This is a genomic window from Nonomuraea pusilla, assembly GCF_900109355.1.
Taxonomy (GTDB): domain Bacteria; phylum Actinomycetota; class Actinomycetes; order Streptosporangiales; family Streptosporangiaceae; genus Nonomuraea; species Nonomuraea pusilla.
On the sequence record NZ_FOBF01000004.1, the window covers coordinates 409,173 to 434,874 of the forward strand.

General features: G+C 74.0%; 18 protein-coding genes and 1 tRNA gene. 9 read left to right on the forward strand and 10 right to left on the reverse strand.

Annotation, left to right across the window (positions count from 1 at the left end; genetic code table 11):
- The first annotated feature begins 82 nt into the window (after window positions 1-82).
- Genes lgt through BMX74_RS10895 form a run of 3 tightly spaced genes read left to right on the forward strand, consistent with a single transcriptional unit; the run spans window position 83 to window position 2,627 of the window.
- Entirely contained in the window at window positions 83-1,111 is a 1,029-nt protein-coding gene (lgt, locus tag BMX74_RS10885; protein ID WP_420538123.1) for a prolipoprotein diacylglyceryl transferase, read from the forward strand.
- Complete coding sequence (locus BMX74_RS10890) at window positions 1,108-1,812, forward strand: VIT1/CCC1 transporter family protein (RefSeq protein ID WP_055503033.1); 705 nt, start codon at window positions 1,108-1,110, stop codon at window positions 1,810-1,812. Before lgt ends, BMX74_RS10890 begins: the two co-directional genes overlap by 4 nt.
- A complete protein-coding gene (locus BMX74_RS10895; RefSeq protein ID WP_055503032.1) occupies window positions 1,809-2,627 on the forward strand; it encodes a hypothetical protein in 819 nt (272 codons plus the stop codon). The genes BMX74_RS10890 and BMX74_RS10895 overlap by 4 nt, the downstream gene beginning before the upstream one ends.
- 279 nt (window positions 2,628-2,906) lie before the next feature.
- On the opposite strand, the gene BMX74_RS10900 is transcribed toward BMX74_RS10895, so the two are convergent.
- Entirely contained in the window at window positions 2,907-4,466 is a 1,560-nt protein-coding gene (locus tag BMX74_RS10900; protein WP_256256870.1) for a bis-aminopropyl spermidine synthase family protein, read from the reverse strand.
- A gap of 202 nt (window positions 4,467-4,668) precedes the next feature.
- Here BMX74_RS10900 and gltB point away from each other — a divergent pair, with 202 nt between their 5' ends.
- The 4 genes from gltB (at window position 4,669) to pyk (ending at window position 14,101) form a co-directional block, all read left to right on the forward strand.
- The gene (gene gltB / locus BMX74_RS10905; RefSeq protein ID WP_091099958.1) at window positions 4,669-9,174 is read left to right on the forward strand and encodes a glutamate synthase large subunit; all 4,506 of its coding nucleotides are present in this window, start codon (window positions 4,669-4,671) and stop codon (window positions 9,172-9,174) included.
- 15 nt (window positions 9,175-9,189) lie between these two features.
- Window positions 9,190-10,668, forward strand: coding sequence for a glutamate synthase subunit beta (locus tag BMX74_RS10910; protein WP_091099960.1), 1,479 nt, complete (start codon window positions 9,190-9,192; stop codon window positions 10,666-10,668).
- 127 nt (window positions 10,669-10,795) lie between these two features.
- A complete protein-coding gene (locus tag BMX74_RS10915) occupies window positions 10,796-12,508 on the forward strand; it encodes a S8 family peptidase (protein WP_256256871.1) in 1,713 nt (570 codons plus the stop codon).
- A gap of 162 nt (window positions 12,509-12,670) precedes the next feature.
- Window positions 12,671-14,101: a pyruvate kinase gene (gene pyk / locus BMX74_RS10920; protein ID WP_055503029.1), complete on the forward strand. Its 1,431-nt coding sequence runs from the start codon at window positions 12,671-12,673 to the stop codon at window positions 14,099-14,101.
- A gap of 44 nt (window positions 14,102-14,145) precedes the next feature.
- On the opposite strand, the gene dapD is transcribed toward pyk, so the two are convergent.
- The 3 genes from dapD to BMX74_RS10935 form a co-directional block, all read right to left on the reverse strand.
- Window positions 14,146-15,108: a 2,3,4,5-tetrahydropyridine-2,6-dicarboxylate N-succinyltransferase gene (dapD, locus tag BMX74_RS10925; RefSeq protein WP_091099964.1), complete on the reverse strand. Its 963-nt coding sequence runs from the start codon at window positions 15,106-15,108 to the stop codon at window positions 14,146-14,148.
- Window positions 15,109-15,132: 24 nt separating this feature from the next.
- The gene (locus BMX74_RS10930) at window positions 15,133-15,555 is read right to left on the reverse strand and encodes a pyridoxamine 5'-phosphate oxidase family protein (RefSeq protein ID WP_055503027.1); all 423 of its coding nucleotides are present in this window, start codon (window positions 15,553-15,555) and stop codon (window positions 15,133-15,135) included.
- Window positions 15,556-15,673: 118 nt separating this feature from the next.
- Window positions 15,674-15,747: transfer RNA gene (locus BMX74_RS10935), tRNA-Leu, on the reverse strand.
- A gap of 89 nt (window positions 15,748-15,836) precedes the next feature.
- Here BMX74_RS10935 and BMX74_RS10940 point away from each other — a divergent pair.
- Window positions 15,837-16,421: an ANTAR domain-containing response regulator gene (locus BMX74_RS10940; RefSeq protein WP_269085592.1), complete on the forward strand. Its 585-nt coding sequence runs from the start codon at window positions 15,837-15,839 to the stop codon at window positions 16,419-16,421.
- 172 nt (window positions 16,422-16,593) lie between these two features.
- Here BMX74_RS10940 and BMX74_RS10945 read toward each other — a convergent pair whose 3' ends face one another.
- From BMX74_RS10945 to BMX74_RS10960, 4 genes are read right to left on the reverse strand one after another with little or no spacing between them, the layout of a single operon-like run.
- On the reverse strand, window positions 16,594-17,847 hold the full coding sequence (locus tag BMX74_RS10945; protein ID WP_091099967.1) for an insulinase family protein: 1,254 nt from the start codon (window positions 17,845-17,847) through the stop codon (window positions 16,594-16,596).
- Window positions 17,844-19,154: a M16 family metallopeptidase gene (locus tag BMX74_RS10950; RefSeq protein WP_091099970.1), complete on the reverse strand. Its 1,311-nt coding sequence runs from the start codon at window positions 19,152-19,154 to the stop codon at window positions 17,844-17,846. Before BMX74_RS10950 ends, BMX74_RS10945 begins: the two co-directional genes overlap by 4 nt.
- On the reverse strand, window positions 19,144-20,034 hold the full coding sequence (locus BMX74_RS10955; RefSeq protein WP_091099972.1) for an alpha/beta fold hydrolase: 891 nt from the start codon (window positions 20,032-20,034) through the stop codon (window positions 19,144-19,146). Before BMX74_RS10955 ends, BMX74_RS10950 begins: the two co-directional genes overlap by 11 nt.
- On the reverse strand, window positions 20,031-21,305 hold the full coding sequence (locus BMX74_RS10960) for an MFS transporter (RefSeq protein WP_091099975.1): 1,275 nt from the start codon (window positions 21,303-21,305) through the stop codon (window positions 20,031-20,033). The genes BMX74_RS10955 and BMX74_RS10960 overlap by 4 nt, the downstream gene beginning before the upstream one ends.
- 89 nt (window positions 21,306-21,394) lie before the next feature.
- Here BMX74_RS10960 and BMX74_RS10965 point away from each other — a divergent pair, with 89 nt between their 5' ends.
- Complete coding sequence (locus BMX74_RS10965) at window positions 21,395-23,035, forward strand: PucR family transcriptional regulator (RefSeq protein WP_091099977.1); 1,641 nt, start codon at window positions 21,395-21,397, stop codon at window positions 23,033-23,035.
- Here BMX74_RS10965 and BMX74_RS10970 read toward each other — a convergent pair.
- Window positions 22,952-24,217: a serine hydrolase domain-containing protein gene (locus tag BMX74_RS10970; protein WP_055503020.1), complete on the reverse strand. Its 1,266-nt coding sequence runs from the start codon at window positions 24,215-24,217 to the stop codon at window positions 22,952-22,954. The genes BMX74_RS10965 and BMX74_RS10970 overlap by 84 nt on opposite strands.
- Window positions 24,214-25,593 carry a pyridoxal phosphate-dependent decarboxylase family protein gene (locus BMX74_RS10975; protein WP_091100180.1) on the reverse strand — a complete coding sequence of 460 codons (1,380 nt, stop codon included), beginning with the start codon at window positions 25,591-25,593 and terminating at the stop codon, window positions 24,214-24,216. The genes BMX74_RS10970 and BMX74_RS10975 overlap by 4 nt, the downstream gene beginning before the upstream one ends.
- Between the last annotated feature and the right edge of the window lie 109 nt (window positions 25,594-25,702).

Below are 25,702 nucleotides of genomic sequence, written 5' to 3' on the forward strand. Positions count from 1 at the left end.
GCCCCTTGCCTCGATTCCCAGCCCTTCCCAGGGGGTCTGGTATCTCGGAATCATCCCGATCCGGGCGTATGCACTGTGCATCGTGCTCGGCGTCGTCGTCGCCGTCTGGCTGAGCGAGCGCCGCTGGCGCGCTCGCGGCGGCCAGAAGGGGACGATTGTTGACATCGCCGTCCCCGCCGTCATCTTCGGACTGATCGGCGGCCGCCTCTACCACGTCATCACCGACTGGCAGATGTACTTCGGCAGCCGCGCGGTCAAGCAGCCCTACCAGGCGCTGTTCATCTGGGAGGGCGGCCTCGGCATCTGGGGCGCGATCGCGCTCGGCGGCGTCGGCGTCTGGTGGGCGTGCCGCAAACGCGGCCTGTCCATGACGGCGGTCGCCGACACGGTCGCGCCCGGCATCGCGTTCGCGCAGGCCATCGGCCGCTGGGGCAACTGGTTCAACCAGGAGCTGTACGGCGGGCCCACCACCCTGCCGTGGGGCCTGGAGATCGACATCGACCACGGCGGCGAGCCCGGCGTCCTCTACCACCCGACGTTCCTGTACGAGTCGCTGTGGGACCTCGCGCTCGGCTTCCTGCTGCTCTTCGTGGGCAGGAGGTTCACGCTCAGGCACGGGCGGCTGTTCGCCGTCTACGTCGCCGGGTACACGCTGGGCCGGTTCTGGATCGAGGGGCTGCGCATCGACCCGGTCGGCGGCGTCGACCACGCGGTGACGTTCCTGGGCATGCGGCTCAACCAGTGGACGTCCATCGTGGTGTTCCTGGGCGCGCTCGTCTACCTGTGGGCGACGAGGAACAAGGACGCCGTGGAGGTCGTCGTCCCGGCTGGGGAGTCGCCCGACCCGGCGCACGCCGCGGGCCAGGACGACGGCGAGTCGCCGGGCGCGACGCCCGCCACCGGCCCCGACGAGCGCGACGCCGTTCCCGGCGCCCCGGCCGCCGACGCGGAGACCGGCGGCGATCCCGAGGTGAAGCCCGACGCGGAGGCCGAAACGGTGGCCGACACGGTGGCCGACACGGAAGCCGACAGGGAAGCCGACGCCGGGCAGGAGAAGGTGGCGGCGGGCAGCGAGACGGAAGCCGTCCCCGAGGAGAAGAAGGCACGATGAGCGGGCGCGCGGAGGTCCACCACCAGCACCGCGACGTCACCGGGGGCTGGCTGCGGCCCTCGGTGTTCGGGGCGATGGACGGCCTGGTGTCGAACTTCGCGCTCATCGCCGGTGTGGCGGGCGGCACCACCGACACCAAGGTCATCGCGCTCGGCGGCATCGCCGGGCTCGCCGCCGGCGCGTTCTCCATGGCCGGCGGCGAGTACGTCTCCGTGGCCAGCCAGCGCGAGCTGGCGCTCGCCGAGATCGCCGTCGAACGGCGGGAGATCGAGCACAACCCCGAGGCCGAGCAGGCCGAGCTGGCCCAGACCTTCGTCGAGCGCGGGGTCTCTCCCGAGCTGGCCGACGAGGTGGCCAGGCAGATCTCCGCCAACCCCGAGCGGGCGCTGGAGATCCACGCGCAGGGCGAGCTGGGCGTCGACCTGCAGTCGCTGCCGTCGCCGCTGCTCGCCGCGGTGTCGTCGTTCGCGTCGTTCAGCGTCGGGGCGGTGCTGCCGCTGCTGCCGTACCTGCTCGGGGCCACCGGGCTGCTGGTGTCGGCCATCGTGTCGTGCGTGGCGCTGTTCGGGGCGGGGGTGCTCGTCTCCACGGTCACGGCACGCAGCTGGTGGTACTCCGGGCTGCGCCAGCTCCTGGTCGGGGCGGTCGCGGCCGCCGTCACGTACGGGCTGGGCGCCCTGATCGGATCGAGCGGGCTGTGACCGAGGCACGTCCAGCGCCGCGCAAGCGGCGCCGCACCCAGCGCTCCGACTGGCAGCTCCCGCTGCTCACCGAGATGGGGCTGCAGCCGGAGCGGCAGCGCCTCATCGTGATCATCGGCACCGTCGTCGGCATCCTGGCCGGGGCGCTGGGCCTCGTCGCCGTCGTCAACTCGCTGGGCACGTACGCGCCGGAGCGGCGGGTCGGGTCGTCGGTGATCGGGCCGGAGGCGGCGCTGCCCGGCTCCTACCACGGGTGGGGCTCGTCCAAGCTGTTCGCGCCGGTCGCCGACAGGGAGAAGGACGCCAAGCCGCTCACGGCCAAGGAGGTGTTCGGGCAGACCGAGCTGCCGGTGTCGAAGAGGCTCAAGCTCAAGCTCGCCGCCAAGCAGCTCGACGGCGACTGCTCGGCCGCGCTCTGGGGCGAACTGCTGCTGGAGCAGGTGGGCGACGCCGAGTGCAACCAGGCCACGCGCGGGCTGTACGTCAGCTCCGACGGCCGCTACGTCGGGCAGTACACCCTGCTCAACCTCAAGGACTCCGCGTCGGCCTCGGCGCTGGTGGAGTCGCTGAAGACGCTGTACCGCGGCGGCTGGACCCGCCCGCTGGCCAGCCCCAAGGGCGGCTTCCCCGTGGAGGGCTACTCCGAGGGCGGCGGGTACGCGCTCGGCCACTACGTCGGCCTGGTCTGGGTCGGCAGGGCCGACGGCGCGGAGCCGGCGGCCGGCGACGACTTCGTGACGCTCACGCTGGCGCTGCGCGGCGCGGAGAAGGCCGTCTACCGCCGCGTCGTGGCGCTGACCGGCCCCCCTTCCTGACCTTGTCGTGGCGCTGACCGGCACCCTTCCTGGTGTCGTCGCGGGCTGACCGGCCTTCCTTCCTGACCTTCCCGGCCCGTCCGCGGCGGGAGCGGCCGGCGCCGGTCGCGAGCCGTCGCCGCTGGTCAGGTGGGGGATTGCGCGCCCGCATCGGTCCGGTCCGAGTTCCCTGGTGGGCCGGTCCCGGGCCTGTACGCCCCGTGGGGGCCCGCACCTCGGGCGACGCCCTCTCTCCGCCCGGGTGACGTGTTCGTGCCCGGTACGGGGAGCCTGGGCCGCTCAGGCGGTGGTGGCGGTGAGGGCGGAGACGGTGGCGGTCACCGCGGCCGGGAGGGCGGCGAGGAGGTGTAGCGGCGCCTCCACCGGGGTGAGGTCGTCGGACCAGGGGGCGGCCTCGCGGATCAGCGCGCGGGCCTCGTTCTTGGTCAGCGCGGCGTCCTGGGAGCGGGCGAGCGCGATGAGCGCCTCGCGCCAGGTGTTGGCCAGCTTGCCGTGGGCGGCGTCGAGGATCCTGCGCAGCACCTGCTCGGGGCCGCCGTCCGGCTGGGGCAGGCGGGTGGCGTCCAGGACGCCGTCGCGGACGTCCAGGGCGTAGACGTGCGACAGCACGGCGGGCGGCGGCGGCGCGTCGGCGGCCAGGACGCGCACCCGCGAGGCGCGGGCGGCCAGCAGCACCCGGGGGAGGGCGGACTCCATGCCGGCCGGCAGGGCGACGGCGACCCGGTCGGCCGCCGCCGCGTACGGCTTGGCCAGCCAGGTGGAGAGCCTGGCGCGCGGCTGCGGCAGCTCCTTGGGCCAGTCGCCCACCAGCAGGTCGGGCGCCAGGTCGGCCACGAGGCCGGAGACGTCGCCGGCCTGGGCGGGGCCTGCGGGCTTCGCCGACTCGACCGCCTGGGGGCCCTGGGTGTAGATCGCGGTGGCCTGGCGGCCGAGCCGGGACGTCACGGCCGGGCGGGTCTTGGACGTGGGGCGCAGGACGTACAGGTCGGCGGCCGAGCCGATGGCCTCGGCCCCCAGGTAGCGGTTGAAGTCGGGGTACATGGCCTCGTAGGCCAGGTTGAGCTCTGACAGCGCCTGTTGCACCTTGAACGCCAGCATGGGCGTGCGCTCGCTCGCGCCGTACGCGAGCAGCACCCGGCCGTCGTCCTTCAGCCCCTCGACGGCGCGGGCCACGAACAGGCCCACGCCCTCCGGCGTGTACGGCGGGTCGGTGACGGCCAGGTCGTGGTCCCTGGCGGAGGCGGGCAGGCCGAGCCGCAGGTCGGCCCAGCGGGTGCGGACGCCGAGCCCCTGTCCGTCGATGTAGGCGAGGATGCGCTCGTCGACGTCGACGACGGTGACGTCGGTCTCGGGGTGGACGAGCTTGACGGCGAGCGACGTGAGGTCGTGGTCGCCCACGCACAGCAGCCGGGCGCCGGGCAGCCAGAACCTGGCGCCGAGCAGCAGCGCCCTCCTGAGCACGGTGTCGGGCGTGGCGGCGACGTGGTCGAGGACGTGCCTGGCGCGCGGCGCGCCCGCGACGAGCGCCTCCAGGCGTTCCAGGACGTGCGGGTAGTGGGGGAGGAGGTGCGCGACGGGGTCGTCGGGCGGCGGCGCCATGGCGAGGAGGTGCTGGTAGTCGGGGGTGTGCGCGGGCGGCACGCGGAACCGCTCGCCGGAGCGTTCGAGCGGCAGCTCCCGCAGCAGCGACTCGACCGTGCGCCGGGACGTGGCGGTCTCCCTGACGAGGCCGGGGAGGTCCCACCACTGGCCGTCGCACAGGAGCGTCAGCGCGTGTCTCAGCCTCCGGCTGTCGATGCCCGCCTCGCCCAGCAGCCGCTCCACCCCGTCACGCTCCATGGGCAAACCCTATCGGGCCTGGGAATTCTCCCGTCCGTTCCGGGGTTGTGCGAGCAGCAGAATCAGCTCGAATGTTCGCAATGTGGACGTGCCGGGCACCATTCCGACAGCGTGCGGTAATCTGCTACACACACGCAGCAGGGCCAACGTCGTCCCCGCCTGTACAGCAGTTCCGACAGACGATGACGACGGGAGGGATTCAATGCCTGCTGCCCACCTCGGGTTTCCCGAGCCCCAGGGCCTCTACCACCCCGCCAACGAGCACGACGCCTGCGGTGTCGCGATGGTCGCCGACGTCCACGGGCGCCGCGATCACGGGATCGTGGTCAAGGCGCTGACGGCGCTGTGCAACCTCGATCACCGGGGGGCCAAGGGGAGCGAGCCCGACACGGGTGACGGCGCCGGGATCCTGACGCAGGTCCCCGACGGGTTCTACCGGGCGGTCGTGCCGTTCGCGCTTCCGGCCGCCGGTTCGTACGCCACCGGCCTCGCCTTCCTGCCGGTCGGCGAGGACGCCCGCAGCGAGGCGGTCGCGAGGATCGAGGAGATCGCCGCCGAGGAGGGCCTGACCGTGCTGGGCTGGCGCGAGCCGCCCGTGGACAGGGAGCTGCCCGGTCCGAGCGCCCGCGCGGTCATGCCGCACTTCGCGCAGCTGTTCGTGGCGGGCCCGGACGGCGAGTCGGGGCTCGACCTCGACCGGCTCGCGTTCTGCCTGCGCAAGCGGGCCGAGCACGAGAGCGGCGTGTACTTCCCCTCGCTGTCGTCGCGCACGGTCGTCTACAAGGGCATGCTCACCCCCGAGCAGGTGGAGCCCTTCTTCCCCGACCTGAGCGACGAGCGTTACGACACGGCGATCGCGCTGGTGCACTCGCGGTTCTCCACCAACACCTTCCCGAGCTGGCCGCTGGCGCACCCGTACCGGTACGTCGCGCACAACGGCGAGATCAACACCGTCAAGGGCAACCGCAACTGGATGCGGGCGCGCGAGGCGATGCTGGAGTCCGCCCACATTCCGGGCGAAATTTCACGACTTTTCCCCATCTGTGACCCGAGCGGCAGCGACACCGCGAGCTTCGACGAGGCCCTGGAGCTGCTGCACATGGGCGGCAGGAGCCTGCCGCACGCCGTGCTCATGATGATCCCCGAGGCGTGGGAGAACCACGCCGAAATGGACCCCGCGCGGCGCGCCTTCTACGAGTTCCACTCCTCGATGATGGAGGCGTGGGACGGCCCCGCGTCGATCACCTTCACCGACGGCACCCTGGCCGGCGCCGTGCTCGACCGCAACGGCCTGCGTCCGGGACGCTTCTGGGTCACCGCCGACGGCCTGGTCGTGCTGGCCTCCGAGGCCGGCGTGCTCGACTTCCGCCCCGAGGAGGTCGTCCGCAAGGGCCGCCTGCAGCCCGGCCGGATGTTCCTCATCGACACCGCCCGCGGCACCATCATCGAGGACGACGAGATCAAGGCCGAGCTGGCCGCAGCCCTGCCGTACGAGGAGTGGCTGCACGCCGGGCTCGTCCGCTTCGAGGAGCTGCCCGCGCGCCAGCGCGAGATCCCCACCCACCAGGCGCTGGTCAGGCGGCAGCAGACGTTCGGCTACACCGAGGAAGAGCTGCGGATCATCCTCGCGCCGATGGCGCGGAGCGGCGCCGAGCCGATCGGCTCGATGGGCACCGACACCCCCGTCGCGGTGCTGAGCGAGAAGCCCAGGCTGCTGTTCGACTACTTCAGCCAGCTGTTCGCGCAGGTCACCAACCCGCCGCTGGACGCCATCCGCGAGGAGCTCGTCACCTCGCTGGCCAGCGTCCTCGGCCCCGAGGGCAACCTGCTCGACCCGGGCCCGTCGTCGTGCCGCCAGCTCGTGCTGCCGTACCCGGTGATCGACAACGACGAGCTCGCCAAGATCATCCACATCAACGACGAGGGCGACCTGCCCGGCTTCCACCCGCACGTCATCAGCGGCCTGTACGAGGTCGCGGGCGGCGGCGAGGCGCTGCTGCGCCGCCTGGAGGAGATCAGGGCCGAGGCGTCCGAGGCGATCGCGGACGGCGCGCGCATCCTCGTGCTGTCGGACCGCGGCTCGTCCGAGACGCTGGCGCCGATCCCGTCGCTGCTGCTGACCGGCGCGGTGCACCACCACCTGATCCAGGAGAAGACCCGCACCAAGATCGGTCTGGTGATCGAGACCGGCGAGGCCCGCGAGTGCCACCACATGGCGCTGCTCATCGGCTACGGCGCCGGCGCGGTCAACCCCTACCTCGCGATCGAGACCGTCGAGGACCTGGTCGACAGCGGCGTCCTGGCCGTCGGCAAGCACAAGGCCGTGCGCAACCTCATCAAGGCGTACGGCAAGGGCGTCATCAAGATCATGTCCAAGATGGGCGTGTCCACGGTGGCGTCGTACACCGGCGCGCAGATCTTCGAGGCGCTCGGGCTCGGCCGCGAGGTCATCGACGCCTGCTTCGCCGGCACCACCTCCCGCCTCGGCGGCGTCGGCTTCGACGTGCTGGCCGAGGAGACCGCGCAGCGGCACCGCCACGCCTACCCGCGCGTGGAGAACCCGCACCGCAGGCTCCAGGTCGGCGGCGAGTACCAGTGGCGGCGCGAGGGCGAGCCGCACCTGTTCAACCCCGAGACCGTCTTCAAGCTGCAGCACGCCACCAGGACCCGCCGCTACGAGATCTTCAAGGAGTACACGAACCTCGTCGACTCCCAGGCGGAGCGGCTGATGACCCTGCGCGGCCTGTTCAAGCTGCGCAAGGGGAACCCGATCCCGATCGAGGAGGTCGAGCCGGTCTCGGAGATCGTCAAGCGGTTCTCCACCGGCGCGATGTCGTACGGCTCGATCTCGATGGAGGCGCACGAGACGCTCGCCATCGCGATGAACCGGCTCGGCGGCAAGTCCAACACCGGCGAGGGCGGCGAGGACCCCGAGCGCCTGTACGACCCCGAGCGGCGCAGCGCGATCAAGCAGGTCGCCTCCGGCCGGTTCGGCGTCACCAGCGAGTACCTCGTCAACGCCGACGACCTGCAGATCAAGATGGCCCAGGGCGCCAAGCCCGGCGAGGGCGGCCAGCTGCCCGGCCACAAGGTCTACCCGTGGATCGCCAAGACCAGGCACTCCACGCCGGGTGTCGGCCTGATCTCGCCGCCGCCGCACCACGACATCTACTCGATCGAGGACCTCGCCCAGCTCATCCACGACCTGAAGAACTCCAACCCCGAGGCGCGCGTGCACGTCAAGCTCGTCGCCGAGGTGGGGGTCGGCACGGTCGCGGCGGGCGTGTCCAAGGCGCACGCCGACGTGGTGCTCATCTCCGGGCACGACGGCGGCACCGGCGCCTCCCCGCTGACCAGTCTCAAGCACGCGGGCGCGCCCTGGGAGCTCGGCCTGGCCGAGACCCAGCAGACTTTGCTGCTCAACAACCTGCGCGACCGGATCACGGTGCAGGTGGACGGCCAGCTCAAGACCGGCCGCGACGTCGTCATCGCGGCGCTGCTCGGCGCCGAGGAGTTCGGCTTCGCCACCGCCCCGCTGGTGGTCAGCGGCTGCGTCATGATGCGGGTCTGCCACCTCGACACCTGCCCGGTGGGCGTGGCCACGCAGAACCCCGAGCTGCGCAGGCGGTTCAGCGGCAAGCCCGAGTTCGTGGTGAACTTCTTCGAGTTCATCGCCGAGGAGATCCGCGAGTACCTCGCCGAGCTGGGCTTCCGCTCGCTCGACGAGGCGATCGGGCACGTCGAGCTGCTCGACACCTCGGCCGCCGAGCAGCACTGGAAGGCGAGCGGGCTCGACCTGTCGCCGATCCTGCACAAGCCGGAGCTGCCCGAGGGCACCCCGCTGCGCCGGGTCGTCCCGCAGGACCACGGGCTTGAGCACGCCCTCGACAACACGCTCATCCAGCTCGCGGAGGGCGCGCTCGACCACGGCACCCCGGTCACGCTGGAGCTGCCCATCCGCAACGTGAACCGCACCGTCGGCACCATGCTCGGCCACCAGGTCACCAAGCGGTACGGCGGCGACGGCCTGCCCGACAACACCGTCGACGTGAGCTTCACCGGCTCGGCGGGCAACTCGTTCGGCGCGTTCGTGCCGCGCGGCATCACGCTGCGGCTGACCGGCGACGCCAACGACTACCTCGGCAAGGGCCTGTCGGGCGGCCGCATCACGCTCAGGCCGCACGAGGAGGCGCCGCTCGACGGCCACATCATCGCCGGCAACGTCGCCCTGTACGGCGCGACCTCCGGCGAGGTGTTCGTCCGCGGCGTGGTGGGCGAGCGGTTCTGCGTCCGCAACTCCGGCGCCACGGCGGTGGTCGAGGGCGTCGGCGACCACGGCTGCGAGTACATGACGGGCGGCCGGGTCGTGGTGCTCGGCCCGACGGGGCGCAACTTCGCGGCCGGCATGTCCGGCGGCGTCGCGTACCTGCTCGACCCCAGGCCGGAACGGGTCAACCGCGAGATGGTGGCGATCGAGGCGCTGGGCGCCGCGGACGCGGAGTTCCTGAAGGAGACCGTCGAGAAGCACTTCGCGGAGACCGGCTCGCCGGTCGCCAAGGAGCTGCTGGCCGACTGGGACGCCGCGCTCGCCAGGTTCGGCAAGATCATGCCGACCGACTACAAGAGGGTGCTGGAGGCCGCCGAGGCCGCCCGCATCGAAGGCAGGGACATCGACGAGGCCGTCATGGCGGCCGCGGTTCAGGGCTAAGGGAGGCGCACACCGATGGCTGACCCCAAGGGTTTCCTCACACACAGGCGGGAGCTGCCCGCGCGCCGTCCCGTGGACGTCCGCATCGCCGACTGGCGCGAGGTCTACCAGGACTTCCCGCGCGAGAAGCTGGCGGCGCAGGCGTCACGCTGCATGGACTGCGGCATCCCGTTCTGCCACAACGGCTGCCCGCTCGGGAACCTCATCCCCGAGTGGAACGACCTCGTCCACCGCGACGACTGGCGCGAGGCGATCGAGCGGCTGCACGCCACGAACAACTTCCCGGAGTTCACCGGCAGGCTCTGCCCGGCTCCGTGCGAGGCGGCGTGCGTGCTCGGCGTCAACTCCGACCCGGTCACGATCAAGCGGGTCGAGGTCGAGATCATCGACAGGGCGTTCGCCGAGGGCTGGGTGACCCCGCGGCCTCCGGCGGTCAGGACCGGCAGGAAGGTGGCGGTCGTCGGCTCCGGGCCCGCGGGCCTGGCCGCCGCCCAGCAGCTCACCAGGGCCGGGCACGACGTGGTGGTCTTCGAGCGTGCCGACAGGATCGGGGGCCTGCTGCGCTACGGCATCCCCGAGTTCAAGATGGAGAAGCGCGTCGTCGACCGGCGCCTGGAGCAGATGCGGGCCGAGGGCACCGAGTTCCGCACCGGCGTGAACGCCGGCGTGGACGTCACCGCCGCGCAGCTCCGCGAGGAGTTCGACGCGGTGGTGCTGGCGGGCGGCGCCACCCAGTGGCGCGACCTGCCGGTGGCCGGGCGCGAGCTCAAGGGCGTGCACCAGGCGATGGAGTACCTGCCGCCGGCCAACAAGGTCCAGGAGGGCGACTACGCCGTCCCGCCCGTCACGGCCGAGGGCAAGCACGTCGTGGTGATCGGCGGCGGCGACACCGGCGCCGACTGCATCGGCACGGCGATCAGGCAGGGCGCCGCGTCGGTGACGCAGCTGGAGATCATGCCGCAGCCGCCCGCGTCCAGGCCGGCCGGCCAGCCGTGGCCGACGTTCCCCATCCTGTTCAAGATGGAGAGCGCCCATGAGGAGCTGGCCGACAAGGGCGGGCAGCGCGTCTACGCCGTCTCGACCACCGAGTTCGTCGGCGACGCCGACGGCAACGTCAAGGCGCTGCGCCTGGTCGAGGTGGAGGGCCCGCAGGGCGGGTTCAAGCCGATCCCGGGCACCGAGCGGGAGATCCCGGCGGAGCTGGTGACGCTCGCCATGGGCTTCCTCGGCCCGGAGAAGGGCCCGCTGCTGCGGGACCTCGCCGAGATCGCGGGTGACGGCTTCTACGACGCCCGCGGGAACGTCGCCAGGGACAAGACGTACATGTCCAAGGTGGACGGCGTGTTCGTGGCCGGTGACATGGGCCGCGGCCAGTCGCTCATCGTCTGGGCGATCGCCGAGGGGCGGGCCGCCGCCTCCGGCGTGGACCGGTACCTGTCGGGCGACACGGCACTGCCGTACCCGATCCCGCCGACCGCGCGGCCGCTGGTCTGACGTCGCGTACGCAAGAGCGCCCACCCCTCGCGGGTGGGCGCTCTTCGCCGCCGTCCTGGGCGCGCTTCGCCCGCCCGTCACCCGAAATTTCACAATGCAGTGGTATCCGTGGATTAGTGTCGGGAAGATGCAGATTCTGCGACTGTCGGCGGATGGGGGAAGAATGCGGCGGGTCGCCTCCTGCTTGACGGCGCTGGCCACGGCCGCGGCGCTGACGGCCTGCAGCCCCGCCGCCGCGGGACCCGGGACGAAGGCGCACCAGTCCGCGGGACGCCAGGCCGGCGGGCCGCGGCACGAGTACCTCGTCTTCTACGCCGACGGCCGCCTCGACCAGGCACGCGCCGCAGTGGAGCAGGCGGGCGGCTCCGCCGCCGGCGGCGACCCCAGGCTCGGCTACCTCCTCGCCACGGCGGGCGACGACGCCTTCGTCACCTCCGTGGGCGGCGACCCGTCCGTCGTCGGCGTCTCCCCGGACCGGGCCATCGGCTACGCCTCCTCCCGCACCGCCGCGGCGGCCGCCCCCGCAGGGCCGGCCAGGGCCTTCCCCGACGGCACGTCGCCCGCCCGCGCGAAGGGCGAGCCGCTCGCCGGCCGCCAGTGGGACATGAAGATGATCGGCGCCGACCGCGCCCACGCCAAGGCCCCCGGCAGCAGGAAGGTGCTCGTCGGCGTCATCGACACCGGCGTGGACGGCACCCACCCCGACGTCGCGCCCAACTTCAACCGCGCGCTCAGCCGCAACTTCGTCACCGACAGGCCGAAGGACGACCGCGGCGGGACCCTCGACGGCCCGTGCGAGGCCCGCGGCTGCAAGGACCCCGTGGACGAGGACGACGACGGCCACGGCACCCACGTCGCCAGCACGATCGCCTCGCCCGTCAACGGCGTCGGGATCGCGGGCGTCGCCCCGAACGTCCAGATCGTCAGCATCCGGGCGGGGCAGGACTCCGGGTTCTTCTTCCTCAAGCCCAGCCTGGACGCCCTCACGTACGCGGCGGACATCGGCGTGGACGTCGTCAACATGAGCTACTACGTCGACCCGTGGCTGTTCAACTGCCGCGACAACCCGTCCGACAGCAAGAAGCAGCAGCTGGAGCAGCGCGCCATCGTCGTCGGCATGCAGCGGGCGCTCGACTACGCGCGCGGCAGGGGCGTGACGCTCATCTCCGCGATCGGCAACGGCTCCAGCGACCTCGGCAGGCCCAAGGTGGACAGCAGCAGCCCCGGCTACCCGCGCGGCGACGAGAAGGTCCGCAAGGTAAACAACTCCTGCCTGAACGTCCCGGCCGAGTCCAAGGGCGTCATCTCGGTGTCGGCCGTCGGGCCGTCCGGGCGCAAGGCGATCTACAGCGACTACGGCGTCGAGCAGACCGACCTCGCCGCGCCGGGCGGTGACGCCGCCGACGGCAGGGGCAGCGACGTCACGCGGTCGATCCTGGCCGCCGCCCCAGAGCGGGTGCTGCGCGCCACCGGACGCATCGGCAAGGACGGCGCCCCCAAGGGCGCGGACGTCGTGCGCGACTGCGAGAAGGGGTCCTGCTCCTACTACCAGTACCTCGACGGCACCTCGATGGCGGCCCCGCACGCCACCGGCGTCGCGGCCCTCATCGTCAGCCGCTTCGGCCGGCCCTCGAAGGACGGCGTCACCATGAACCCGGCCGACGTCGAGCGGCTGCTCTACCGCACCGCCACCCCGACGTCCTGCCCCAAGCCGCGCAGGTTCTCCTACGACGTGTACGGCGAGGGCCAGACCCACCTGTGCGAGGGCGGCACGTCGAAGAACGGCTTCTACGGCCACGGCGTCGTCAACGCCTGGAACGCGGCGACCGTGCGGCCGTGACGCGGCGCGCGCCTCGCGTTCCGCCGCGGGTGTCGTCTACCCTGAGCACCACGCGGACGTGGTGTGTCCGGCAGCCGCCGTTGTCGTGCTGTTCTTCTCCGTCGGGTACGTTCTCGGCCGTCATTGACTGCCAAGTGGTCTGTACCAATTAAGGTAGGACTCGTGACTCGTCGCGCGAAAATCGTCTGCACCCTAGGCCCCGCCACATCGTCCAAGGACCGCCTGCGCGAGCTGATCGCCGCCGGCATGGACGTCGCCCGGTTCAACCTCAGCCATGGCAACCACGACATGCACAAAGAGGTGTACGACCGGGTCAGGGAGGTGGCGGCCGACCTCGGCCGCGGGGTGGGCGTGCTCGCCGACCTGCAGGGCCCCAAGATCCGCGTGGGCACGTTCGAGGAGGGCCCGGTCCGGCTCGGCTTCGGCGACGTCTTCACGATCACCACCGAGGACGTCCCCGGCGACCGCGAGCAGGTCTCCACCACCTACAAGGGCCTGCCCAACGACGTGCGCCCCGGCGACACGATCCTCGTCGACGACGGCCGCCTCGTGCTGGAGGCCACCCGCGTCGACGGCGAGCGCGTGATCACGCGGGTCGTCATCGGCGGCATGATCTCCAACAACAAGGGGCTCAACCTGCCCGGCGTCAACGTCAGCGCCCCCGCGCTCACCGACAAGGACGAAGCCGACCTGCGCTGGGCGCTGCGCACCGGCTTCGACATGATCGCCCTGTCGTTCGTGCGCCGTCCGTCCGACGCCGACGTCGTGCGCAACATCATGGAGCAGGAGGCCGTCCGCCTCCCGCTGCTGGCCAAGATCGAGAAGCCGCAGGCCGTCGAGCGCCTGCCGGAGATCGTCGAGGCGTTCGACGGCATCATGGTGGCCCGCGGCGACCTCGGCGTCGAGCTGCCGCTGGAGCAGGTGCCGATCGTCCAGAGGCGCATCATCGAGCTGTGCCGCGAGAAGGCCAGGCCCGTCATCGTCGCCACCCAGATGCTCGACTCCATGATGAACGCCCCCCGGCCCACCCGCGCCGAGGCGTCCGACGTGGCGTACGCGGTCATGGACGGCGCCGACGCGGTCATGCTGTCGGGCGAGACGTCCGTCGGCACCTACCCGATCGAGGCCGTCTCCACGATGGACCGCATCGCCAGCACGGCCGAGAAGCACTCCCTGCACGCCACCCACACCCTGGAGCGCATGCCCGAGACCACCGGTGGCGCCATCGCCCGCGCCGCCGCCGAGGTCGGCGCCATCGTCGGGGCCAAGGCGCTGGTGGCGTTCACGATGTCCGGCGAGACCGCCCGCCGCCTGGCCCGCTACCGCTCGCCGATCCCGCTGCTCGCGTTCACCTCGGCGCCGCACGTCCGCGGCCAGCTGTCGCTGACGTGGGGCGTGGAGACGTTCCAGGTGCCGTTCGTCCACCACACCGACGACATGGTCCGCCAGGTGGAGGCGTCGCTGCTGTCGCTCGGCCGCCTGGAGAAGGGCGACAAGGTCGTCATCGTGGCCGGCTCGCCTCCCGGCACCCCCGGCTCCACCAACGCGCTGCGCGTGCACACGATCGGCTCCGCCGTCTCGCACGCCCACTGACGGCCACGCCGCACCCGGGCCACCCGGGTGCGGCGCGGGACGCGTCAGTTGGCGTGGAGCGCGGCGTTGAGCTCGATGCCGGTGCCGGTGCGCGGCACCGCCTCCACCGCACCCGACTGCGAGTTCCTGCGCAGCAGGACGCCGTTCGCGCCCGACAGCTCGGCCGCCTTCACCACCGTGCCGTCGGGCAGCGCCACCTTCGTGCCCGCCGTCACGTACAGGCCGGCCTCGACCACGCAGTCGTCGCCCAGCGAGATGCCCACGCCGGCGTTCGCGCCCAGCAGGCAGCGCTCGCCGATCGAGATGACGTGCTTGCCGCCGCCCGACAGGGTGCCCATGATCGACGCGCCGCCGCCGACGTCGGAGCCGTTGCCCACGACGACGCCGGCGGAGATGCGGCCCTCCACCATGGACGCGCCCAGCGTGCCGGCGTTGTAGTTCACGAAGCCCTCGTGCATGACCGTGGTGCCGCTCGCCAGGTGGGCGCCCAGCCGCACCCGGTCGGCGTCGGCCACGCGCACGCCGCTCGGCAGGACGTAGTCGACCATGCGCGGGAACTTGTCCACCCCGTACACCGTCACCGGGCCCCTGGCGCGCAGCCGGAGCCGGGTCTGCTCGAAGCCCTCCACCGGGCACGGGCCGTGGTTGGTCCACACGACGTTGGCGAGCAGGCCGAAGATCCCGTCGAGGTTCGCGCCGTGCGGCCGGACCAGCCGGGACGACAGCAGGTGCAGCCGCAGGTAGACGTCGTGCGCGTCGGCCGGGGCCTCGGAGAGCTTGCCGATGCCGGTGCGCACCGCCACGACCTCCACGCCCCTGGCCGGGTCGGGGCCGACCAGGGCGGCCAGCTCGCCCGCCTCCTCGGCGGACAGCCGCCGGGTGCCCGTGAACGGCGGGTCGCCCAGCTCGGGGGCGGGGAACCAGGTGTCGAGGACGGTGCCGTCGGCGGCGACGGTGGCGAGGCCGACGCCGTGGGCGCCGGTCGAGGCGGGATCGATAGCAGTCACGGCCTCAAAATACCGTTTCCCTCGCTAGCCGACCGCTCCCAGGTCGGCCGACAGCCACCGCTCGGGCCGCATGCGGAACGTCACGAGCACGTTCAGGTCCGACCCCTGCACGTAGCCGGGCACCGCCTCCGACGGCAGGTAGCGGGACGCGATGCGCGACAGCTCCTCCCTCGTCGTCGGGTGCGAGCCGGCGACCGGGCCCTCGACGGAGACGTACCGGTAGGTCGGGCTGTCCCGCTGCACCAGCACGGTGAAGCGGCCCGCCTTCTCGACCAGCATGGCCTTGCGCGAGTCGCCGTCCGTCAGGAACTCGATCTCCCCGCCGGGGACGTAGTCGTACCAGACCGGGACGGCCAGCGGGGCCCGTCCCTCTCCCGCCTCCACCGCCAGGCTCGCGATGTGCGGCTCGGCGAGGAACGCCTCCCGTTCCCTGACGCTCAGCGGCACAGGTCACCTCCGTCACAGTTCTATGCATCTGCAACGGACATTCCCTGCGGCGGGCGTTCCCAAGCGCGCTCAGGGGGCATGACGAAGCCGCCCGGCCGTGACGGCCGGGCGGCTGCTGTGCCCCGAGTGGGATTCGAACCCACACTGAATGGATTTTGAGGCCATCGACTCTGCCGATTGGTCTATCGGGGCGGATATACCGGTGCGCATGATGGCGGCAAGCGCCGTCGAGACAGTACCGGCGTGGATCTAATCTACCGGACATCTGTACTCTTCTGCTCGTGAGTACGCAGCGGCGAGTGGTGATCGCGGAAGACGAGGCGCTGATCCGCCTCGACCTCAAGGAGATGCTCCAGGAGGACGGCTACGTCGTCGTGGGCGAGGCCGGAGACGGCGAGCAGGCGATCCGGCTGGCCGCCGAGCTGAAACCCGACCTCGTCATCCTGGACGTCAAGATGCCCGTGCTCGACGGCATCTCCGCCGCCGAGCGCATCGTGGCCGACCGGATCGCGCCGTGCCTCATCCTCACCGCCTTCTCCCAGCGCGAGCTCGTCGAGCGGGCCCGCGACGCCGGGGCCATGGCGTACCTGGTGAAGCCGTTCACGAAGGCCGACCTGGTGCCGGCGATCGAGATGGCGGTCAGCAGGCACGAGGAGATGGTGGCGCTGGCCGCCGAGGTGTCGAACCTGTCGGACCGGCTGGAGACGAGGAAGCTGGTCGAGCGGGCCAAGGGCCTGCTGATGGCGCAGCACGGCTGGACCGAGCCGCAGGCGTTCCGCTGGATCCAGAAGGCGTCGATGGACCGCCGGCTGAGCATGCGCGAGGTCGCCCAGATCGTCATCGACGACGCGGCGGAGCGTTCTTAACGACGGTGCTAAATGCACCGCGAAAAGCCGAAATTTCGGCAAATTTCCGGATTGTGGCGCTGCTTGCCGAACGCGCCACCCCTCGGTAAGAAGCCCGGCGTATCACCCGGCCCAGGCCCACGCGACCCCGCTTTCAGGCGCGCGAGCCGACGTTCATCCTCGCAAGAGCGCGTCAGGCGGTGGTCAGGCCGGCGAGCGTGCCGCCTCCTGCGGCGATCACGGTGGGCTCCGAGCGGCCGAGTTCGCGGGTGAGGACGGCCGACAACGTGGCCGCGTCCAGCCCGCGCACCGCCTGCCTGTGCCGGACGAGCTGCTCCGGGCCCAGCCCCTCGGCCGCCAGTGAGGCCAGCTCGTCGGCGAGCGCGGCGGCCGTCTCGTAGCGGGTCCAGGCGCCGCCGAGCTCGGCGCGGACGGCGCCGGCGCATTCGGCGGCGCCGATCCCGTCCGAGGCCGGCCCGCGCAGGACGGACAGGACGTCGCCGAGCGCCGCCTGCGCCGCCTCCGCCTGGACGGTCCCCTCGACGAGGAGCACCCCGGCGCCGTTCACCGGTTCGAGCGTGCAGGTGAACCCGTAGGTGACGCCCTTCTCCTCGCGCAGCAGGCGGTTGAGCCGGGCCGCGAGGCCGCCGCCGAGCACGCGCGCCGCCACGGTCAGCGCGGCCCACTCGACGGTGCGGGAGCGTCCCGGCACCCCGTACCCGACGGCGAGGCGCACGGGGGCGGAGCCGTCACGCCGGACGTGCACCCGGGCGGGCGTGGGCGGGAAGCGGGGCGGCGGGGGAGGCAGGGGCGGCTCGCACAGCCCCAGCGCGGTGGCGTACCCCGCGAGGTCATGACCGTTCACGGCGTCGCCCTCGCCGGTGACCACCACGAGGGCGCCGACGTGGGACTCGCCGCACAGGGCCGTGAGGAGACGGTGCCGGGCCGTCGCGGCGTCTCCGCGCTCGCCCGGGGCGGCGGGCCGCCCGCCGGGGAGGGGCGGCGCGGCGGCGGCGTGGGCCAGCGTGTCCAGCGCAGCGCGGAGGTTCTCCCCGGGGAGGTCGAGCGCGAGCAGCCCCGGCGACGTCCGCACGGCGGCCCCCAGCGCCTCCAGCTCCCACCCGAGACCGCCCGGCGCGCCCGCTCTCCCCGTCCTGTCCGTCCTGTCCGTCCTGTCCGTCCTGTCCGTCCTGTCCGTTCTGTCCGTGTCCCCGGTCGCGCAGGCGCCTCCCGCGCCGTCCAGGAGGCGTTCCGGGCCGCCCACGAGCCGTACGGACGCCAGGCCGGGGCCGGTGTGGCGGCACAGCAGCGCGCACGGGGCGGCGCGCAGCACCGGGGGAGGCGCCCAGTCCGGGGTGGGACGGGGGACGGGGCGCGCGGTCGTCGCGGGCCCGCCCGGGATGCCGCCGGTCAGGTACGGGGTGACGTGAGGGTGTGGCGTCGTCATCGTGAGGTGTCCAGGTGGTAGGCGAGGACCGACCAGTGGGGCCGGGTCAGGTGGAGCGCGGCGGCGGTCAGGGCGGCGTCGTCCACGGACGCGGTGCGCCCGGGTGCGGTGAGGGCGCGCCAGGGGTCGCCCGTCAGCACGCACTGCAACGTCAGCTCGTCGGCCAGTCCGGCGGCGGTGCCGACGCCGTCGAGGTGGCGGGCTCGGGCCAGGGCGGTCGCGCGGTCCCGTTCGCCGGGCCGGGGTCCGTGGCGGGCGAGGTCGGCGCTCTCCTCGTCCACGGCCTCCTCGATCGCTCCCAGAGGGGCGCCCGGTGCGGACGTCACCTCGATCACCCCGAGCGAGCAGGCTCCGGAGAACCGGTGGCAGACGGCCTCCACCGACAGCGCGAGGCCGTCCCGCTGGACGAGGCGCCGGTGCAGGCGCGATCCGGCGCCCCGGGCGAGCACGTCGAGCGCGAGCTCGGCGGCCTCCACCGCCGTCCCGTCACGGGCGGCGGTCCCGCCTGCCGCCTGTCCGAAGGGAACGGCGCCGCTGCGCCCGGAGGGGAGGGGGACGGCGGGTTCGGAGGGGAGGGGGACGGCGATGAAGAGGGCTTCGCCCGGCTGGTCCTCCACCACGTCGAGGCGGCGTCCGGTGCGGGCCGAGCCCGCGTCCGGCGGGGGAGCGGGGCGCGGGCCGCGCAGGCGGCCGAAGAAGCGGTCGGCCAGGGCGGCGACCTCGGCGGCGGCCACGTCGCCCACCACGGCGAGCACGGCGTTGGCCGGGGTGCAGTGACCGGCGAGGAAGCGTGCGCAGTCGTCGAAGGTGATCGCGTCCAGGTCCTCCTCGGTGCCGAGGGGGGTGTGCGTGTAGGGGTGGGCCAGGGCGAACAGGTGCGGCAGGCGGGTGCCGTACGGCGTCCCGTGCAGGCGCTGGCGGACCTCGTTCCGCACGACCTCGCGCTGCGCGCGCAGGGCGGCGGGCGCGAGCGCGCCAGGCAGGGTGCCCATCCGGTCGGCCTCCAGCCACAGCGCCAGCTCCAGCTGCCCCGACGGGACGCTCTGGTGGTAGACGGTGTGCTCGAACCAGGTCTCGCCGTCGTAGGGCGCGCCGAGGCCCTCCATCAGGGCCGCGTGCTCGCCCGGCGCCACGTTCGCCGACCCCTGGAACATCAGGTGCTCGGCGAGGTGGGCGAGCCCGGTCCTGCCGGGCGGCTCGTTCCGGGAGCCGGCGGCGTACCGGAGGCTGACCGCGGTGACGGGGGCGTGCCGGCGTTCGACGGCGAGCACGCGCAGGCCGTTCGCCAGCAGGTGGTCAGCCCGCACGCCGCACCGCCTCGACGACGCGCACGATCTCGCCGGCGACGAGGTCCGGCTGTTCCTGCGGCACGAGGTGGCCCGACCGCTCCGCCATGACGTGCCGTCCGAGCGGACGCCCGGCGACGAGCCGCCGGTGGCTGTCGCGCAGCCCGTCCCACACCCGGGTGAAGCCGGGCGGGCGCAGCCCCGCGGTGATGACGGTGACGGGCACCGGCGGGAGCGCGCCGGCGGGGCGGACGGCGTGCAGGGCGCGCAGGCTCCGCTGCTGCGCCGCGCTCTCCTCGCGGGTGGCGGCGATCGCGGCGGGGCCCGCCAGCGCGGCGAGCGTCGCGTCGCGGACGTCGTCCGGCAGGTACGCCGCCACCTCACGCTGGAAGCCGGACGGCCTGCGCACGCCGAGGCGGGCGAGTGCCAGCCTGGCCAGGTCGCCGGCCCGCTCCGCCAGGTCGCCGACCGGTTGGAGGAGCCGCGCCAGCAGGTACGCGGGGCTCCGCGGCAGCGGCACCTCCTGCGGTGGCACGGACGGGTCGACCAGGACGAGCCCCGCCACCCGCTCGGGGTGGCGCAGCGCGAAGAGCTGGACCACGGCGCCGCCGAGACTGTGCCCGGCCAGCACGCAGCGCTCGGCGCCGACGTGGTCGAGCAGGTCCAGCAGGTCGGCCGCCATCCTGGCGTGGTCGCGCGGCGCCCGGTCGGGGTCGCTGCGGCCGAGTCCGGCGCGGTCGTACGTGAGCGTCGCCGTGACCTGGGCCACGGACGGCGCGACGAGGGCCCATCCCGCTCCCGGCATGCCGAGCCCGGATTCGAGCACCACCAGCGGGTCGCCGGCGCCGGTGACCGCGTGGTGGAGCGCGCGGCCGTCGCGCGTGGTCGCGAACGCGGTCACGGGGTCGCCGCCGTCGCGAGGTCGCGGCCCAGGGTGCGGCCCGCGGACGCGACGACCGCGGCGGCGACCAGGCCGGGCACGGCGATCGCGACCACCGCGCCGGCCGCTCCCAGGGAGTCCTGGACGGCGCCGAGCAGCGCCGCGCCGAGCATGCCCCCGGCTGCGATGGCGATGGCGCTGACGGCCGCCGCGTGGGCGCGGTGCGCGGGGGCGACCACGGTGAGGCAGATCAGCTGCGTGGCCGGGACGATCAGCGCCTGCGCGCCGGCCGCGAGGAGGAAGGCGCCCAGGGCGAGCGGCAGCGCCGGGGCGAGCATGCCGGCCGCGTAGCCGAGCGCGGTCACCATGACGACGCCGCCGCAGATCGCCGCCACCCGTCCTGGCCTGGCCTGGAACGCCTGGTCGAGGGGGCGTCCTGAGGCGAGCAACGCCGCCAGCATGATCACGGCGGCGCAGGTGAAGAAGACGCCGCGGGCGCCGGCGTCGAGCTGCCAGCGTTCCTCCAGGTGGACCGAGACCAGCGTCGAGACCGGCACCTGCAGCGCGCCGAAGGCGGCGAAGCCCAGCACCACGCGGCGCACGGTCGGCGTGCCCGCCATGGCGCGCACGGCGGGGAGGAGCCCGGCGGGGGTGTCCGCGCCCGGCTCGTCGTGACGGCCGACGCCGGGGTCGCGCAGGCCGGAGGCGTACAGGCACATCAGTGCCGAGGCGCCGCCGACCACCGCGAAGACGGCGCGCCAGCCGAGGCCCAGCCAGCCGGTCAGGGCCGACACCGCGAGCGGCGCGAGGACGTACGCCAGCGCCGACGCCGCCCCGTACAGGGTGAGCATCCTGGCGCGGACGGCGGACGGGTAGGTGTCGACCAGCAGCGGCGTGTGGAGCGAGACGGTGCTGCCGTTGGCCACCCCGATCACGAGGAGCACCAGCGCGAGGCTCCACAGCCCGGTGGTCAGCGCGAGCGCGGCCGTGGCGGCGCTCCAGACGAGCCCCGTCACGACCGACAGCACGGCGCGCCGCGGGCGGCTCGCGGCCAGCCCGGCGAGCGCCAGCGGGGCCACCGCCAGGGCCAGGAACTGCACCGACATCGCCCCCGCGAGGTCGGCGACGCTCAGGCCGAGCCCGGTGCGGAGCTCGGGCGCCAGCACGGTCAGCCCGCTGTCGGCGAAGGAGTTGCTGATCACCAGGACGCCGAGCGCGCTGACCGGGTACAGGCTCAGGCGATGCTCGCTCAGCACCTGGCGGAGCGGGCGAGCGGCTGTCGCTTCATTCATGCATCCACTGTCGGGATCGGCTGCCCGGATGGATCTGTCGGATCGGCTAACGTTTGCGCTGATCCGTTGTTCCGCCTGGGAGGCCGCCCGTGTGCGCAGGGCTTTCGCTCGCCCGCCTGCTCCAGGTGCTGGAGCCGGGCGGCCCTTCGGTGGCGGCGGCCCCGTACGGGCTGGACGTCGCCGTCTCCGTGCCCGTCCTGTACGACCCGCTGGAGGCGGGCGTCTCCCGGCCGGGGGCGGTCGTGCTGCTGGTGGGGGTCGATCCGGCCGCGCCGTCGTCGGCGGCGGTGGTGGCGGGCCTGGAGGGGGCGGCGGCCGCCGTGGTGCGCTCGGACCCCGGTCCCGCCGTCGTCCACGCGGCCGAAGGCGCGGGCGTCGCGCTGGTCGTCCTCACCGCGCCGCTGCCGTGGGCGCGGGTGTACGAGCTGGCCGAGGGCGCGTCCGGCGAGCGCGAGCCGGCGGCGGGCGGAGCGGCGGCCGAGGCGCTCGCCGCGGTGCCCCCAGGCGACCTGCACGCCCTCGCCGACGACGCCGCCGCCCTGCTGGAGCGGCCGGTGGTCCTGCTCGACACGGAGTGGCGGCTGCTGGCGCACTCGGCGGTGCAGGGCAGGTGGACCGACGAGCTGCAGCGGGAGCTCATCCTGAATCGGGCCGTCCCGGAGAGCGAGGCGCCCTCGGCCACGCGCAGGCTGCTGCTCGCCGGCAACAGGGCGCTCCGCTTCGTGAACGAGGAGGGCGGGAGCCCCGTCTGGCGCGTCGGCGTCGGGATCAAGTCGGCCGGGCACCCCGTGGGCATGCTGTGGGTGCTGGAGGGGCCCAGCGCGCTGCCGGAGGAGCGGCTGTCGGTCGTCGAGGACGTCGCCAGGCTCGGCGGCCCGCACGTGGCGCGGCACGTCGCCGCCCGTACGCGTGACAGGGAACGCAGGGGGCGGCTGGCCGGGCTGGCGATCGACGGGCGGGACGCGGCAGCGGCCTGCCGCTCGCTCGGCATCGACCTGGCCGCCGGCTGCGCGGTGGCGGCCGTGAGACCCGACGGCCCGGCCGTCCCCGCCACGCCGCCCGGCGGATCCGCGCCGCCCGGCGACGGCCCCGCCGGACTGCTCGACGCGGTGGCGGCGTCGCTGGCCGCGCGGCGTCGCGGCGCCGCCTGCGTCCAGCGCGACGGCACGGTGTACTGCCTCGTCCCGGGCCCGGCGCCGCGCCGCCTGCTCGCAGAGGTGGCCGCCGATCTCGGCGGGAGACGGCCGATCCGGGCCGGGGTCGGACCGGTGGCGCGCGACGCCCGTGGCCTGCACCGCTCGCGCAGGCTGGCCGAACTGGTGCTCGCCGTCCTGGAGGAACGCGGCGACCGGGGCGTCCGCGCCGCAGGGGAGGAGGACCCCGGGCTGTGGGCGCGCGTCGCCGTCAGGGAGCTGGGCGAGCTGCTGGCCGCCCGCCCAGGGCTGCTGCTGCACGACCTCCCCGCCCTGGACGGCCACGAGGAGACCGCCCTGGCCTGGATCGAGGAGCTGGGCGACGCGGTCCGGGCCGCCCGGCGGCTCGGCCTGCACCCGAACGGGGTGCGCTACCGCGTCCGCCGCCTGGCCGAGCTGGGGCTCGACCTGGGCGACCCGGACACCAGGCTGCTGGCCTGGCTGCGGCTGCGCCTACCCGTCGCGGCGGGGCAGCGCCCGGCCGAGATGCAGGTAGCGGGCCCGGCCGCCGCCCGCGTCGCCGACGAAGGCGATTGAGGTGTGCGCGCCGTCGCGCGCCTCGACGGCGACGAGCGTGCCCGGGTCGAGCGGCACCGCGCGGAAGGTCTCGCTGTCCTCGTCGTCGCTCATCGTGACCTCGAACTCGCCTCCGTCCTTCCTGACCTCGACGGCGATCGCCGCCGACGCGTAACGCCCCTCGAAACGGGCCGGGTCGGCGGCCACCGGCTCCGCGGGCGGACGGGCCGGCGCAGGCATGGTCACCCCGGCCAGCCGGTCGAGCAGCGGCGCGGCCAGCTCCTGGAACAGCGCCCGGGGGCGCCCGCCGTTCGTGAGCAGCGCCACGGCCACGCCCCGGTGCGGCACGGCCCGAAGGAACGCGGTCTGGCCGACCGTGTCGCCGTCGTGCCCGATCACGGGCCCGCCCGGCCAGTCGAAGACCTCCCATCCGAGCGCCCACCACCGGCCGCGCTGCCCGGCGCCCGGCGGGACGTCGGCCTGCGGCACCCGCATCCGCGCGGCCCACGGGCCGACCCGGCCGTCCAGGTGGGCCCCGGCGAACGCGACGAGGTCGCGCGCGCTCATCGCCAGCGACGCGCCGGCTGGGGCGTTCGAGCGCGGCAGCGACCACACCGGCACCGGTTCGCCGTCGGCGTGGCCGATCGCGGGGCTGCCCAGGATCGCCTGCTCGGCCGAGGCCGCCACGCGCAGCCCGAGGGGCGCGGCCAGCCGCTCGGCGACGAGCGCCTCCCAGGAGCGGCCGGTGACGACCTCCGCGATCCTGCCGAGGACGCAGTAGCCGGTGTTGCAGTAGGAGAACAGCTCGCCGGGCGGGAAGACCTGCGGCGCGATCCGGTCCAGCGCGGCGACGTACCGCTCCAGGGCGTCGTCGCCGGGGCCGAAGTCGTCGTACACGTCGCCTTCGAGGCCCGAGGTGTGGCAGAGCAGGTGGCGCACGGTGACGCCGGGCCTGAAACCGGGCAGGTACCCGCGCACCTCCGCGTCGAGGTCCGGCAGCAGGTCCATGACCAGCGTCGCCGTCCACACCTTGGTGATCGAGCCGATCTGGAAGAGCGCGTCGTCGGTCACCGGGTGGCCGGTGCGGGTGCTGAGCACCCCGGCCGAGGCCGTGCGCACCGCGCCGTCGGCCAGGACGGCCACCGCCGCGCCCGGCACCTCGTGCGTCTCGGCCAGCCGGGCCAACTGTTCCGCGAGGGTCATCGGCTCTCCTTCCTGCCCGCGTCCACGACGGCCTGGAGGAGTGCTTCGACGTCGGCGGACGGGTTCAGCACGGTCAGCTTCAGGCAGACCCGCCCGTCCAGCTCGGTGCGGCCGACCACGGCCCGTCCCTCAAGGAGGAGGCGGCGGCGCAGCGCGGCGTTGACCTCGTCGGTGTCCGCGTAGCGGAAGACGACCGTGGAGAGCACGGGGGAGGCCACGAGCTCCAGCTCGGGGTGGGCGGCGACCAGGTCGGCGGCGCGCAGGGCGAGGTCGTGGCAGCGCTCCACCAGCTCGCCCAGCCCGGCCCTGCCCAGCGAGCGCAGCGCGACGAGGATCTTCACGCAGTCGGGACGCCTGGTTGTGCGCAGCGACACCCCGAGCAGGCCGTCGTAGCCCGCCTCCGCGTCGTCGTCGGGGTTGAGGTAGGCGGCCCTGGTCTCCAGCGGGGCGAACGCGGCGGCGTCCCGTACGAGGAAGACGCCGGCCGGGGCGGGCACCCAGCCGAACTTGTGCAGGTCGATCGAGACCGAGTCGGCCTCGGACAGGCCGCGCAGCAGCGGCGCCAGCCGGGCCGAGAACAGCGCCCCTCCGCCGTGGGCGGCGTCGACGTGGGTCCACGCGCCGTGGGCGGCCGCGACCGCGGCGACGTCGCCGAGCGGGTCGATCGCGCCGGTGTCGGTCGTTCCCGCCGTCGCCACCACGGCCACGGGGACGTCCCCGTCGGCGGCGCACGCGGCCAGCTCCGCGGCCAGGCTCGCGGGGTCCATGCGGTGTCCGGCGTCCACGGCGACCGGCCGCACCGCGTCGTCGCCCAGGCCGAGCAGCGCGGCGGCGCGCCGGACGGAGAAGTGCGCGCCAGCGGAGGCGAACACGCGCCTGCGGCGTCCCGGCCCCGGCTCCGGGGCCCGGTCGCGGGCCAGCAGCAGCCCCATGAGGTTGGACTCGCTGCCGCCGGTCGTGACGGTGCCCGAGGCGCGGTCGGGACGGAAGCCGGCCAGGCCGGCCAGCGCCGCCACCGTCTCGCGTTCGAGCGTCACCGCGGCCGGGCCCTGGTCCCAGGAGTCCAGGGACTGGTTCAGCGCCGACACGGCGACCTCGGCGGCCACCGTCTCGGGCAGCGGCGGGCAGTGCAGGTGGGCGGAGCACGCGGGGTGGGCGGGGTCGGCGGCGCCGTACGCCAGCAGCCGCGTGACGGCGGCGGCCGCCTCGCCCGGGCCCGTGCCCTGCTCGGGCAGGACGCCGCCGGAGCGGGCCAGCACCTCCCTGACGTGGGCGGCGAGCCGGGCGGGAGGCAGCGCGGGCACCGGCCCTCCGCGTTCCGCGGCGCCCTCGCTCATGGCACGGAGCACCTGGTCGATCAGCACGTTCAGCGTCATGCCGCCCACGATGCCCGGTGCGGGCGGCCGGTGGGACTGTCCAGCCGTACAACCTTGGGCCCAGGAGTTGTGCGGATCACCGGACCTGGCCTCAGATGTCAGGCGGCGA

Coding starts and splice junctions, on each gene's coding strand:
- BMX74_RS10945 (WP_091099967.1), bottom strand. CDS start 17,847: ATGACGACGCCACACCCTCACGTCACCCCGTACCTGACCGGCGGCATC.
- BMX74_RS10975 (WP_091100180.1), bottom strand. CDS start 25,593: ATGACGCTGAACGTGCTGATCGACCAGGTGCTCCGTGCCATGAGCGAG.
- BMX74_RS10900 (WP_256256870.1), bottom strand. CDS start 4,466: ATGGAGCGTGACGGGGTGGAGCGGCTGCTGGGCGAGGCGGGCATCGAC.
- gltB (WP_091099958.1), top strand. CDS start 4,669: ATGCCTGCTGCCCACCTCGGGTTTCCCGAGCCCCAGGGCCTCTACCAC.
- BMX74_RS10970 (WP_055503020.1), bottom strand. CDS start 24,217: ATGACCCTCGCGGAACAGTTGGCCCGGCTGGCCGAGACGCACGAGGTG.
- BMX74_RS10960 (WP_091099975.1), bottom strand. CDS start 21,305: ATGAATGAAGCGACAGCCGCTCGCCCGCTCCGCCAGGTGCTGAGCGAG.
- BMX74_RS10910 (WP_091099960.1), top strand. CDS start 9,190: ATGGCTGACCCCAAGGGTTTCCTCACACACAGGCGGGAGCTGCCCGCG.
- BMX74_RS10915 (WP_256256871.1), top strand. CDS start 10,796: ATGCAGATTCTGCGACTGTCGGCGGATGGGGGAAGAATGCGGCGGGTC.
- BMX74_RS10890 (WP_055503033.1), top strand. CDS start 1,108: ATGAGCGGGCGCGCGGAGGTCCACCACCAGCACCGCGACGTCACCGGG.